Genomic DNA, 12,300 nt, shown 5'->3' with positions numbered 1-12,300 from the left:
AACGACAGCTGCATCGCACTCACCCCGATCACGGTGAGGCATTGTCGCGCAATCGGGCGGAGTTGTTCAGACCTTCCTTAGGCAAAGGCGCGGAATGCGCGGGAGCGCGTACGCATTTCTGAATGCGACTGCGCTCGAGGCCGAATTGGGAAGGCGAGGAATTGCATACCTCCATTTGAAAGAGTTGGCGCCGACCAGTGCCATAAGGGATGCTCAACGAGAAGCCGATCGGACCTCAGGTGCCACGAAGCGAAGCCGCGAGGGTCTTTCGGAGTTGTTCGAAGCGAAGTACATGGCAGAAGTGGTAGCCAGAGCCAGTTTGGAATCCATCCTCGGCAGACTTGCGCGATATGAGCACGTGTGCTTCTTCTGCGTTGAACGGGAAGCTCGCGCGTGTCATCGATCCTTAGTGGCTACTTGGATTTCTGAGCAGATGGGAGTGTCGGTAGTCGATATAGCGGTCTGAATTGACGAGCCAAGGGGGGGGCTTATGGAAGTGCTGATTGTCGGTCGTACACGAATGGCTGGGAATGCGCGCTGCATTGGAGGCATTGCGAGCGACGGAACATCCATACGCCTACTGCGTGCAGATGGGTTGCAATGGGACGCCTCGATAGATTTCCAGGTCGGGCAGGTGTGGGATTTGACATACACGGTTGCCCCGAACCGGGTACCTCCGCATCTCGAGGACGTTGTGGTGACAGGCGGTAGACATTTGCGTGACCTCTCCGATGTTTCCCGACGTCTGTGTGAGGGGATTCAACCTTGGCGTGGAGGAGTGGATCAGCTATTCGATGGGCTAGTTCGATTCACCGGAAACGACAACGGCTATATCTGTCACCGAGTGGGAGTGCCCACTCGCAGCACTTGGTTTTGGGTGCCGGATAGGGATCTCGTTCTTAGGTCGGACGGCAGGCACTACGATTATCCCGTCGGCGTCGGGATGTCACGTGGTCTTGCTTACGTGGGCGAGCCGCCAGCACCTGCCCGACTGCCGGCGGGCACACTTACAAGAGTCTCACTGGCGCGTTGGTGGTCGCCGGAGGACACGGATGTGGAGGAGCGCTGCTATGTGCAGCTTTCCGGATGGTTCTGATCGTCCAGCAACGGGGTCGGGTTGGACTGCCCCATCTTCCACAGACAGGTGGTCAAAAAAAGGGTCAGGTTGGACTGCCCCGCATTCCACAGACAGGTAGTCAGGATACAGGCCTGACTGATAAAGCGGGTCAGGTTTACTTCTGAAAGTGAGCCTGACCCTTTTAATGGGGGAATTGAACCTAACCCGTTTCGTTTCCAGTTAGACCTTTAGCATTTGGCCGCGCGGCGCGCGACTGTTAGCAACAATCGAATCGCGGCCGAACATAATCGCTTGTGTGGTGGTAGGCACTTCAAGAGTCAGCTCGTGCGAGACGGGCGCGAGATCAACCATGACGTCCACCACGTCGTCGGGACTCGACGTGGGGTAGGTGACAAGGTCGCGGTAATCCAATTGCCAGTTGTTCTCAGGCATCCAGACCGCGAAGGCGAGTGGATAGAACTTCATCAGCCAATACGTGGCTTTCCCACCATTGCCAATGTCCAAAGAAACCGCGTCCCGGACCAGCGCCTGCCGGCGATAGGGGTATATCCAGTAATGGAAGTTGACGTTTACCGGGACAGGCAGCGTCTCGTCGAGGAAGAAGTCACGCCATTCCTCTGTGCGCGGTCCCTTCAAGTAACGGTCCACGCCCACCGCCGCCAAGTGTCCCCAGACAGAGCGCATCAAGAGCGCAGGCTTCGTGGGCACTGGCATCGTGCTAGGTAAAACTAAGTCGGAAGCGAGGAAGTCGCTCACGCGCTTGGTGAAGTCGATTAGCACCGGGTCATATCGGCCGCCAAGCAAAGCGTTGTTGCAGCGTGCGCACAGGGAACGGTACTTAACGCCATCGTGGGCTTTCGTCTTGATCGCCTTTTCCGCATCGAGGCGATGTGTGACGTGCTGAAGCTCCATCGCTGTGGGGCGGACACAGCCCTTAGGTGGGGTGTGATCCTCAGTCAGTGGGCCGTCGTTGCCGCAGATGTTGCAGATTCCTGACTTTGCACCTCGAGTGATCATCTGCAGGGGCATCGCTAGGCCTCTTGCTCAGGAAGGTCGCGCAGGAAAAGGTCGAATTGCTTCTCTTCCGCCCGGTTGGTAGCGAAACGCAATAGTTGCGCGATGTTCTGCCGCACCAACAACCGTCTCCCCGCGGCAATGACGGTGCGCAGTCGCTCAAGGTTCGGCTCGAGCTCTCCTGCGACCTTGGACAGTTCACGCAGTTGCTTGTCCGACAGACTGTCAATGTCCGCGTCGGCAAGGGTCGAGAGGAAAGGCTCGATCGCGCCGAGAGCGTCACGGAGTCCATTGCCGGGTGCGAGGGCAGCGAACCCGTCCAATTGACCCACGCGCTCCTCAATGAAGCTGACGTTGCGGCGCATGTGCTCCAGACCCTTCACGTCGGGAGAGGCAGTGGCACGCTCCGCCTCGGTTGCCGCACGCTCAGTCAGCAACACACCGTCACCGCGCCGCATGGCTTTGCGGACCGCATTGACGATGGGAGTCGGGAGCGAGCTGGACATTCCAGTTAGCTGACTGATGCGAGGGTAGATCCACCCGGCACCGTCAGGGGCGGTACGAAGCGCGCTGACCTCCGTCGCAATTGAGGGAAGTCGGCTCTTGAGCTCGGTTAGGAACTCGCGGTTCCGCTGCGCGCGCTCCGCTGCGACGAAGACCTTGCTCAACGCTTGGAAGTCGGTACCGAACTCCCGCTTTCCGCAAACACGTCCAAGATTAGTCTCCCGCCCATCGATCGCGACAACGAGGAACCCGTGCTTATGTGGAGTGCGGCAGTTAGACAGGCCGCATGGAATGTCGAATGGGAAGCTGTATCTGCCGATGATCTCTCTGAGCTTGATGGCTTTCGGGTCGACCACCGGCGCGAAGCCGGGCCGGGACTCGATGTCATCCCATTGATCAATGCGAACAAGACCTTTGTCGGTGTTGAGTGTGATCATGCGCGCCCCGTATCGGCCCCCCCTGCCGCCCCCGGCGACTCTGGCTCACTATTGGGGTTCGCCTGGGCCGACTCAAGGCGAAAATGTCGCCCCATTCCAGTAACCAAAAGCAGGGGTCAGAGTCGAATTTCCGCTTGCCCCGCGGTGGTCGTCGCTTTCCTCGGCCGCCCCGCCTTCTGAGAATCAGGGGTCAGAGTCGAATTGCGCTTGAGCCGCGGTGTTCGTGGCTTTCCTCGGCCGCCCCACCTGCTGCGGCCCGGCCGCCCTCGAAAGCTGCGCCTCGATCATCAAGCGGAACCGGTCCGAGCCCAGCGCGTGCTGGCGCTGCAGGCGTTGGCGGATGAGGGTTAGTTCGTCCTCGGAGATCGCCTGATCCACGGACGTGCGATACGCCTGCTGGCGCGAGGCGGGCGTGTCGCCGAGTGCCAGGTACTGAGGGTGTGGCGTGAGCAGCGGGTCGGGCCGGCCGAGGGCGCTGGCGTGGTAGCTGGAATGCGCGTGATCGGCGGGGGTGGCCACCATGGCCGCGCGCACCGGGTTGAGCTCGATGTAGCGATGGCAGCGCAGCAGGTGCTCGTCGCTCTCGACTGGACACGATTTGTAGCGGCCTTCCCAAAGCGTGCCGGTGCGGCGATAACGGTCGTTGACGTAGCGCACGTAGCGCCGCCCGAGTGCTTGCATCACGTGGCCCACCTGGCCGGCTGCGGTGGGCGTGACCAGCAGGTGCACGTGATTGGTCATCAGCACGTAGGCGTGCACGGCGCAGCCGGCGCGGCGAGTGATCTCGCGCAGGTCGTCGAGGTAGCGCAGCCGGTCGACGGGCTGGAAGAAGCAGGGCTGGCGGTCGTTGCCGCGTTGCACGACGTGCTGCGGCACATGGGGCAGGTCGATTCGCAAGGGGCGTGGCATGGGCGGCTCTCGGAGGCCGCTCCATCGTCGTTTCGCGGCAGCGACCCGCCTGCCCGCCAGCGTCCCGGCGTGATGTCGGGGAAATGCCACTCTGACCCCGGTTTTACCCTGGCGACGCCGGGTGAACGCCGGTTTTTCCAGGCGATTGGCGGCTGACTGGTGGTCAATCGCCTGTGGCATGATCCGCGCGATGAGCCCCGGCAACGCCCCATGGGTGCGTGAACGGCAAGGGGCGGGAGGACGCTACGCAAGCGCTCGAATGGGCCCTTGGTGCAAGCCCGAGTGCGGTTTTCGCCGCCTCTGCGGACGGCTGCATCTCGTATCTCAACGCAGCGGCGCGCGAGCGCTGGCCCGCGGCGGAAGCGGGATCGCCCATCGGGTCGCTGTTTCCGGAAGAAGCGCAGGCTGAACTCGGCTCCATTGTGGCGGCTGTCGTCGCGAACGGCGCGCCCGGACAGTTCGAGTGCGCCCAGTGCGGCGCGGGGGGTGTCCGGGGCTGGGCACGGTTCGTGCTGTCGCCCCTGCGGGAAGCCGGCAGGCCGAACGCGATCCTCTGCATCGCCACCGACCTGACCGAACTGAAGCTTTCCCAGCAGCGCCTGCGGCGCAGCGAGCAGCTGATGGTCGATACCCAGGGGGTGGCGCACCTGGGGACCTGGGAGTCGACCCTCAGCGAGCCGACGGCGGTCTGGTCCGAGGAGCTGTATCGGATCTACGGCCTGACCCCCGAGACCTACACGCCGAGCTACGAGGGCTACCTGGCGATGGTGCACCCCGAAGACCGGCAGCGCGTGATCGACGCGACGAACCGTGTCTTCCACGAGCACGTTCCGTACTCGCACGACGAGCGGATCTTCCGACCCGACGGGTCCGTGCGCTACCTGCACACCTGGGCCCACCCGGTGCTGGACGATGCCGGCAACCTCGTGCGGCTTCTTGGCGTATGCCAGGACATCACCGACCAGAAGCTCGCCGAGATCGAACGGCACCGCATCCAGACCGAGCTTGCGTACCGTGCGGCGCATAACGCGGTCACGGGCCTGGAACTGTACTCCGTGGTCCAGCCGCGGCTGGACCGGATGATTTCCGAATGGGACGGTTCCGCCGCGGTCCTGCTGCTCGACATCGACGGATTCCGCGGCATCAACGAGTCCCTGGGTCACGAATGCGCGGACCGCGTGCTGCGCACGGTCGCGGACCGGTTGCGCTCCTGGAGCAGCGATTCGGTCGAAGTCTCCCACCTGGCCGGGGACGAATTCGCCATCGGCATCGCGGGCTGCGACGAGCCCTCGGCCGTCGCCGTCGCCGAAGCGATGCGGGCGGCCGTCGCGGAGCCGATCGACGAAGGCGGATTCCACCTGGTGCTGTCCGCGACCGTCGGCGTGAGTTGCGCCGGCGCGCATGGCAACAGCTCGACGGAGCTGGTTCGCCGCGCGCAAGCGGCCAAGGAGCGTGGCAAGGTGCTCGGCGGCGACTGCGTCTCGGTCTTCCTCACCGAGCAGATGCAGGACATCGAGGACCGGATGACCCTCGGAGGCGGGCTCCGTTCGGCGGCGCGTGCCGGTGAGTTCGAGTTGCATTACCAGCCGCAGGTCGACGCCAACACCGGCGTGCTGACGGGCTTCGAGGCCCTTCTGCGCTGGAACAGCCCCACGCTCGGCCCGGTCGCGCCCGCGCGTTTCATCCCGGTTGCCGAAAGCCTCGGCCTGATGACGGAAATCGGGACGTGGGTCATCCGCGAGGCCTGCCGCCAGGCAAGGCATTGGCTCGACGCCGGCCATGCCGGATTCATCGTGGCCGTCAACGTATCGGCGCACCAGTTGCATCGGCCCGGTCTCGTGGCGGTGGTGGGGGCGGCGCTGTCGGAATTCCGGATTCCCGCGGGCGTGCTGGAACTCGAGCTCACGGAGTCTTCGCTGCTGGAGAACGTCGCGCGCGTACAGGCGACGCTGGCCGAGCTGAAGGCCTTGGGCGTCCTGCTGGCCCTGGACGATTTCGGTACGGGCTACTCGAGCCTTGCCTACCTGAAGAACTTCTCGCTGGACAAGTTGAAGATCGACCAGAGTTTCGTGTCCGGCTTGCCCGGGCATGCGGATGACGCCGCCATTACGCGCGTCATCGTCGCCATCGGCCACCAGTTCCGCATGTCGGTCGTTGCCGAGGGCGTGGAGTCACCCGAACAGGCCGACTTCCTCCGCCAGATCGGCTGCGATCAGCTGCAGGGCTACCTTTACGGGCATCCGAGCGTTTCGACGATCGCCGCGCGGAAGCTCAGGTGAACCAGGTGAACCAGGGGTCAGAGTCGAATTTCCTCTGTTGCATGGTCGATGCCAGCCTGCGCGGCCTCTCCAGCTTCTGCAGGCCCGCCGCCCTCGACAGCCGCGCTTCGATCATCGCGCGGGACCGGTCCGAACCCACTGACCCTTTCCGCGCTATCTGCCGATGCCCGGCATCACCCCGAATCGGAACCGCGCCGACTGTTCCGTACCGGCGTCGCCCGTCAGCTGCGCCATGCGCATCGTCGACAACAGCGCGAGCCCGGTGCTGAAGTTGAGGCCGTCGACGACGTCGTCCAGCGTCGGCACCAGGTGCACAGTCGCGGCGCGGCCGGCACCGGCGTCTTCACCGGAAGCCATGAGCGCAGGGTGGTGGAACAGGGGTGAGCGTTCCCATGCCGCCAGCAGGGCATCGCTTTCGCCGAGGCGCGACGCCTTGCGCAGCAGGCGCAGCAGGGCTTCGATGTCCGGCGTGTCGGGCCCGGTCAGGAAGCTCTCGATCGCGGTGACCGACAGCCGTTCGACCCACAGCGCGCGCAGATGCCGGTCCACCATCGGGCGCACCAGCGACAGCATCGGAGCGAACAGGTGCGCCTCGGCCAGGGCGACGACCCCCATGTGGTGCTCGATCACCTGGTGGTGCAGCGCAAGCGCCGGCCTACTGCGCCGGACCTGCGGTGGGACCGGCAGCGCACGCCCCACCCACAGCGCGATCTTGCGTGCGTGATCGAGCGCCGGCTGGTGCGGCAGGGGCGGGGCGTGGCCGACAGCCCCGGGGTCGGTCGTCCTCATGGCGTGGGTCTGCAGGCATCGACAGGCCGATGGTGCACGCTGCGGGGGCGGGTTCGTAGTGAGGGACGACGGGGCGAGTACCGACTCTTGCCCGCGGTCACGGATTCGGCGGCAAACCGGGGTCGGGGCGCGATTCCCCGGTCGCCAGGCGTGGAAGAAGGGGCAGGTTCACTTCCCGCAAGTTGAACTGGCCTTTTCTTAACGGGCCCGTCCCGGCCCGACCGGGAATCCGGCAGCGACCGCCCCGACCTGCAACACTTGCCACCCCCCGCCGCCCTCCCGCGTGGCGACCGGAGCGCGGTGAAGACCCCAGCCAGCCTGCAGACGCTGATCGAAGACGGCGTCATCGACGAAGTGCTCAGGCCGCTCAAGAGCGGCAAGGAAGCCGCGGTGTACGTAGTGCGTGCCGGCGACGAGGTGCGCTGCGCGAAGGTCTACAAGGACATGGCGCAGCGCAGCTTCAAGCAGCGCGTGCAGTACCAGGAAGGCCGCAAGGTGCGCGGCAGCCGCGAGGCCCGCGCGATCGGGAAGGCCAGCAAGTACGGCAAGAAGCAGCAGGAGACGGCCTGGAAGAACACCGAGGTCGACACGCTGTACCAGCTGCGCGACGCCGGCGTGCGCGTGCCCGCGCCCTACGGCTACTTCCACGGCGTGCTGGTGATGGAGCTGGTGACCGACGCCGAGGGCTACTCCGCGCCCCGGCTCGGCGAAGTCGAGCTGACGGCCACGCGGGCGCGCGAGTTCCATGCGGTACTCGTGCAGCAGGTGGTGCGGATGCTGTGCTGCGGGCTCATCCACGGCGACCTGTCCGAGTACAACGTGCTCGTGGGCCCGGACGGCCCCGTGGTCATCGATTTCCCGCAGGTGGTGAGCGCCGCCGGCAACAACGCCGCGCGCACCATGCTGCTGCGCGACGTCAACAACCTCACCGCGAGCCTCGGCCGCTGGGCGCCGGAGCTGCTCGACACCTGGTACGGCGAGGAGATGTGGGCACTGTTCGAGGCAGGCGACCTGCAGCCGGACACCCGGCTCACGGGCCGCTTCACGCCCGACCTGCGCAGCGTCGACCTCGACGCGGTGCGCGAGGCCATCAACGACGCGCGCGAACTCGCCCTGATCCGCCAGCAGGGCCGCGAGGCGGTGGACGAGGACTGAGCGGAGAAGCCCGGCTCGCGATCGCAGGTGAGGTCCTCGGAAGCCGTAGGCAACAAGGAAAACGCGGGTCAGAGCCGAATTCCCATGATCCGCTCGTGGTGGCGGCTTCCCCGGCCGCCCCGCTTTGGGTGGCCCCGCCGCGTTCGACAGCTGCGCCTCGATCGCCGCGCGGAATCGGTCCGAGCCCTGCGCACGCTGACGGTGCAGGTGCTGGCCGATGAGGTCATTTCGTCTTCGCAGATCGCTTGGCCGATGAAGGCGCGGTAGGCGCCGCTGGCGCAAGACAGGCGTGGCGCCCAAGTCGGGCTCCTCCGCATGTGGCTGCATGGTGGGTCCCGTACGCCCGGCGCATTAGCACGGTAGCTGGAGTCGGGATGATACGGGTGCGTGCCGGTGCGGCGATGGCGGCCGCTGACGCCGCGCACGTCGCGCCGGACAAGCCTGCGTCACATGGCCGACCTCGCCCGGTGAGGTGGGCGTGACCCGCAGGAGCACGTGGTTGTCATCAGCAGGCGGGCGTGTACCGCGCAGCCGGCGCGGCGACTGACGTCGCGCAGGTCGTCGAGACAGCGACGCCGGTCCGCGGGCTGGAAGAAGCAGGGCTGGCGGTCGTTTCCGCGTTGCATGAGCTGCTGCGGGACGTGGGCAGGTCGAATCGCAAGGGCGTGGCACCGGCGGCTCTCCGTGGGTGCTCCATCGTCGATCGGCGCCGCGCACCCGCACGCCGGGCAGGTACGCATCTCCACGCCGCGAAATGCCACGGCGACGCAGCTTCCGCACAGGCTGCCTTGCGTACAGATCGTCGGCCCGAAGGCCGCGCGCCTGCCCGCGGAGCCCGCGCCGCAACGCGTGAAAACACCACTCGGACGGGATGGCGATTGCTGCGTTTAACAGTCCGTCCACGCATTTCGACGTCACCTGTCGCGGGGTCACGAGCAGGGTGAGAGGGGTGCTGTTTTTCGATTCCCCCACAGCAAGGAGTATCGGTATGTGTCCGACGAAGCGGGATCTGGGATGGGTTCGTGCGCTGGGCGTGGCGCTCGTCGCCGCCATGGGCCTTTCGGCCTGCGCGACCTATGACGACGAGTTCGCAGCGGTCAACTCGCGCCTCGACCAGATCGAAACGAGGGTGCAGAGCGCGGCGCAGAGCGCCGAATCGGCCAATCAGTCCGCGCAGCGCGCCAACCAGCGGCTGGACCAGCTGGAAAGCCGCGTCCAGCAGCTCGAGCGCGCGCCGGGCCGCAGGCCGCGCGGCTGATCACTCTTCGCACTACCTGGCAACGACCGACATGAGCCGGGACCCGGTGGCCGTTGCCGGCCACCGGTCTTCCTGTTCCGTCTCGCCACCGGTCCGAGGACTCGTTCTATCCGTATGTGTGCACACCCTGCCATTCGCGCCGCTTTGGGTGCTCTGACGCTGGCATTCGTCGCGAGTATCGGCGTGGCGGGCGCCAAGGACGTCGCTACGCAACCGGTCGCTGCGGTCGACCAGCTTCCGCCAGGCCAGGACGTATCCCCCACGGTGATCGAGCTCGCGGGCTGGGTGGTCGCGTCCGAGGACAGCCAGGGCTACCCCTTCGCGGTCATCGACAAGGCCGCCGCGCAGGTCCTCGTGTTCGGGGGCGACGGCCGGCTTCGCGGCGCGGCACCCGCGCTCTTCGGCTCGGCGATCGGCGACCACACGGCCCCCGGCATCGCCGGACTCGCACTTCGCGAAATTCCGGGCCGGGACCGCACGACACCCGCGGGTCGCTTCGTGGGCGGCTTCGGTCCGTCGGTCGACGCCGGGCGCGTGCTGTGGGTGGACTACGAATCGGCGGTCGCCATCCACCCGACCGCCACCGGCGTTCCGGCCGAGAGGCGGGCCGAACGCCTGGCATCGCCCTCGCCGGACGACAACCGCATCACGCATGGCTGCATCAACGTCTCGCCGGAGTTCTTCGAGCGGATCATGCAGCCGACGTTCGAGCGTGGCGGGGTGTTCTACATCCTGCCGGACAAGGCGCCGCTGGCCGAGACCTTCCCGGAGTTCGCGCAAAGCCGGGCGAGTACGCCGAGAACGGGGTTGGGTTCGCTTCGTTGAGTGGCAAACAAGCAAGCACGGGTCAGTTGGATCTGCATTGGTAGTGGGTAGGCTGGTTCAGATCGCCTGTCGGGCCGTGAATCAGCTGTGCGATGCCTCTCCCGCCGCACGCGTGCCCCGGCAGCGGGGATAGGCAGCGCAGCCCCAGAAGGCGGCTCCCGTCTGCCGGTTCGTGCGAGGCGTCATGGGTTCGGAGCACTTCGGACACGCAGGTGGTGCGGCCTGCTGCCGTGGCGGTGCTGGCGATGGCGCGGCGCGTGTCCCGATGGGCACGACCGGCAGTCGTCCATGCGGGCCTTCCCGGCGCGCCCCGTCCACCATCGTGAGGAGCTGTTGCCCGGTGATCAGCTCGATCGCCTTGCCTGACGCGAAGCGCCGCGCGTCCGGAGTGAAGTCGCCCACGCAGACGATCTTGATCCCGTCGGCCCGGTGGTGGGCGAGCAGGCCCCACATTTCGCGCACCGTCGCCACCGGCACCTGCCGCTGGCGCCAGCGCTTGCACTGCACCAGCCATTTGCGGCCCTCGCGTCGCAGTACGAGATCGACGCCGCCGTCCGCACCACCGAGCCCGGTCTCCTCGACCGAGTAGCCCTGCCGCCGGAAGGCCTCGCCGACCAGCTGCTCGAACTCGCGCCAGTCGAGTGCCGTGATGCTGTCGAGGCCGGCACGGGTGTCGAGCAGGCGGGCGCGCTGGCGGGCGCGTAGGTAGGAAGCACCTGCGGCCATCCAGCACATGGTCAGCACCGCCCACGCGAGGGGCGTCAACGCGCCGGAACCGAGTTGCCGGCCAAACGCTGCCGCCAGTTCGCCTTCGCGACTGCCGAAGTACCACCCGGCGCCGTACCGCACGGCCCAGAAACCGACCAGGCCGGCCACGATGCCGACGGGCCAGGGAAGGGCCGCCAGAATGTCGAGCGCGCTTTCGCGTCTGCGTGCCATGTGTTCCGTTGTCTTTCGTGGGTTACCCGGCCAACCGGGCCAGGTAGGAAACCGGCTCCAGCTGGCAACGAACGGAGATGCTTCCCGGCAGGTCGAACAGGCGCGGGTGGTCGCGGAAGTCGAACAGGCGGTAGAGGTGGTACTGGTCGGCGTCCGCCTCGGAGCGCGCGAGCTCGTTGCGGGTGACGTAGAAGGGCGTGAGCTCGCCGAACGCCGTCGTCTTGACCTCGATGAGGCGCTCGCGACCGTCGTCCTCGAAGGAAAGGATGTCGTATCCCAACCCGTCGCCCTTGGTCGCCGCGACGTGTTCGACCCGCTCGGCGAGCCGTTTCCTGCCGGCCGAGTGGAGCCGGCGCGTCTCCAGTTCCGCCACGAAGAGTTCACCTGCGCGGCCGAGCGAGCGGTTGCGCGACTCCTGCGCGAGGTAGTCGCGGCGCGCGGCCGAGAAGCGTGGTGCGTAGGCAGCGCGTTCTTCCGAAATGCGCTGCGGGCGAGGCGGCGGAACCCAGATCGAACTGGCGTCGCCCGGCGTTGCGGCCACCGCCGGCCGAAGCACGGCGGCCTGCGCTGCCTCCTGAAGGGCCACGTTCGCCTGCAGGTGGCTTTCGACGACATCGAGCAGCAAGGACTGGAAGTTGCCGCGCGGCTTGTAACCGTCGATGTACGGATACCCGAGCGCCACCATGACGGCGCTGATGTTGCAGTGCTTGAACTCGACGGAGGGCCGGCTGCGACCGTCGAGTTGCGCCAGCAGCGCCCGTGCGTGCCCGGTCTTGCTGTAGCGCTGGCCGTTCAGTTCCATGGTGAGCATGCGCATGTAATCCGCCACGCAGGCTTCCACTTCCTCCCGTGACCAGTGCTGACCTTCCGCCATTCCGCGCCCCCATGGTTGGTCGCGCCAGGGTAGCCAACCCACGCACGGCGGTCAGCGGGCTTTTTCCTAGGAAGGGAGGCAGGCAGCGTCGAGCCCTCGCCGGCTCGACTCGTGCATTGACGGCTCTTCGAGGGGTTTCATTGTCGGACCACGGCCCGAACCCCACCCTCGGGCACGCCCGCGCCGGGCTGCCGGGAAACGCCACTCTGACCCCGGTTTTCGTTTCCGGCGCCGGCCAG

The 12,300-nt window shown here is 66.3% G+C and carries 11 protein-coding genes; 5 read left to right on the top strand and 6 right to left on the bottom strand.

Annotation, left to right across the window (positions count from 1 at the left end; all coding sequences use genetic code 11):
* Positions 1-94 precede the first annotated feature (94 nt).
* Positions 95-466 (top strand): DUF488 domain-containing protein, encoded by a 372-nt coding sequence (locus tag EYQ95_RS27170; protein WP_132327657.1) that lies wholly within the window; start codon positions 95-97, stop codon positions 464-466.
* 831 nt (positions 467-1,297) lie between these two features.
* On the opposite strand, the gene EYQ95_RS13120 is transcribed toward EYQ95_RS27170, so the two are convergent.
* The 3 genes from EYQ95_RS13120 to EYQ95_RS13110 all read right to left on the bottom strand — a co-directional run bounded on the left by EYQ95_RS13120 (position 1,298) and on the right by EYQ95_RS13110 (position 3,942).
* Positions 1,298-2,107: a hypothetical protein gene (locus EYQ95_RS13120; RefSeq protein ID WP_132327656.1), complete on the bottom strand. Its 810-nt coding sequence runs from the start codon at positions 2,105-2,107 to the stop codon at positions 1,298-1,300.
* A 2-nt stretch (positions 2,108-2,109) separates the two neighbouring features.
* On the bottom strand, positions 2,110-3,033 hold the full coding sequence (locus EYQ95_RS13115) for a hypothetical protein (RefSeq protein ID WP_132327655.1): 924 nt from the start codon (positions 3,031-3,033) through the stop codon (positions 2,110-2,112).
* A gap of 183 nt (positions 3,034-3,216) precedes the next feature.
* Positions 3,217-3,942 (bottom strand): transposase, encoded by a 726-nt coding sequence (locus EYQ95_RS13110; protein ID WP_132327654.1) that lies wholly within the window; start codon positions 3,940-3,942, stop codon positions 3,217-3,219.
* A gap of 218 nt (positions 3,943-4,160) precedes the next feature.
* Between EYQ95_RS13110 and EYQ95_RS13105 the strand changes: the two genes are divergently transcribed.
* Positions 4,161-6,221, top strand: a complete 2,061-nt coding sequence (locus EYQ95_RS13105; RefSeq protein WP_132327653.1) for a bifunctional diguanylate cyclase/phosphodiesterase — start codon at positions 4,161-4,163, stop codon at positions 6,219-6,221.
* Positions 6,222-6,374: 153 nt separating this feature from the next.
* On the opposite strand, the gene EYQ95_RS13100 is transcribed toward EYQ95_RS13105, so the two are convergent.
* Positions 6,375-7,010 (bottom strand): hypothetical protein, encoded by a 636-nt coding sequence (locus EYQ95_RS13100; protein ID WP_132327652.1) that lies wholly within the window; start codon positions 7,008-7,010, stop codon positions 6,375-6,377.
* Between the two features lie 300 nt (positions 7,011-7,310).
* Here EYQ95_RS13100 and EYQ95_RS13095 point away from each other — a divergent pair, with 300 nt between their 5' ends.
* The 3 genes from EYQ95_RS13095 to EYQ95_RS13085 all read left to right on the top strand — a co-directional run bounded on the left by EYQ95_RS13095 (position 7,311) and on the right by EYQ95_RS13085 (position 10,248).
* Entirely contained in the window at positions 7,311-8,165 is an 855-nt protein-coding gene (locus tag EYQ95_RS13095; protein ID WP_132327651.1) for a PA4780 family RIO1-like protein kinase, read from the top strand.
* Positions 8,166-9,153: 988 nt separating this feature from the next.
* Positions 9,154-9,423 (top strand): hypothetical protein, encoded by a 270-nt coding sequence (locus tag EYQ95_RS13090; protein WP_132327650.1) that lies wholly within the window; start codon positions 9,154-9,156, stop codon positions 9,421-9,423.
* A 114-nt stretch (positions 9,424-9,537) separates the two neighbouring features.
* Complete coding sequence (locus EYQ95_RS13085; RefSeq protein WP_370451243.1) at positions 9,538-10,248, top strand: hypothetical protein; 711 nt, start codon at positions 9,538-9,540, stop codon at positions 10,246-10,248.
* 81 nt (positions 10,249-10,329) lie between these two features.
* On the opposite strand, the gene EYQ95_RS13080 is transcribed toward EYQ95_RS13085, so the two are convergent.
* On the bottom strand, positions 10,330-11,187 hold the full coding sequence (locus tag EYQ95_RS13080) for a restriction endonuclease (protein WP_132327649.1): 858 nt from the start codon (positions 11,185-11,187) through the stop codon (positions 10,330-10,332).
* 22 nt (positions 11,188-11,209) lie between these two features.
* Positions 11,210-12,061: a DUF3883 domain-containing protein gene (locus tag EYQ95_RS13075; RefSeq protein ID WP_207916416.1), complete on the bottom strand. Its 852-nt coding sequence runs from the start codon at positions 12,059-12,061 to the stop codon at positions 11,210-11,212.
* Between the last annotated feature and the right edge of the window lie 239 nt (positions 12,062-12,300).

Source organism: Lysobacter sp. N42 (genome assembly GCF_004344885.1).
This window is presented reverse-complemented; position numbering and strand designations above follow the sequence as displayed.

What these genes read in the sequence shown, in the direction of transcription:
- EYQ95_RS27170 (WP_132327657.1), top strand. Translation starts at nt 95, where the DNA reads ATGCGCGGGAGCGCGTACGCATTTCTGAATGCGACTGCGCTCGAGGCC.
- EYQ95_RS13120 (WP_132327656.1), bottom strand. Translation starts at nt 2,107, where the DNA reads ATGCCCCTGCAGATGATCACTCGAGGTGCAAAGTCAGGAATCTGCAAC.
- EYQ95_RS13115 (WP_132327655.1), bottom strand. Translation starts at nt 3,033, where the DNA reads ATGATCACACTCAACACCGACAAAGGTCTTGTTCGCATTGATCAATGG.
- EYQ95_RS13110 (WP_132327654.1), bottom strand. Translation starts at nt 3,942, where the DNA reads ATGCCACGCCCCTTGCGAATCGACCTGCCCCATGTGCCGCAGCACGTC.
- EYQ95_RS13100 (WP_132327652.1), bottom strand. Translation starts at nt 7,010, where the DNA reads ATGAGGACGACCGACCCCGGGGCTGTCGGCCACGCCCCGCCCCTGCCG.
- EYQ95_RS13090 (WP_132327650.1), top strand. Translation starts at nt 9,154, where the DNA reads ATGTGTCCGACGAAGCGGGATCTGGGATGGGTTCGTGCGCTGGGCGTG.
- EYQ95_RS13085 (WP_370451243.1), top strand. Translation starts at nt 9,538, where the DNA reads ATGTGTGCACACCCTGCCATTCGCGCCGCTTTGGGTGCTCTGACGCTG.
- EYQ95_RS13080 (WP_132327649.1), bottom strand. Translation starts at nt 11,187, where the DNA reads ATGGCACGCAGACGCGAAAGCGCGCTCGACATTCTGGCGGCCCTTCCC.
- EYQ95_RS13075 (WP_207916416.1), bottom strand. Translation starts at nt 12,061, where the DNA reads ATGGCGGAAGGTCAGCACTGGTCACGGGAGGAAGTGGAAGCCTGCGTG.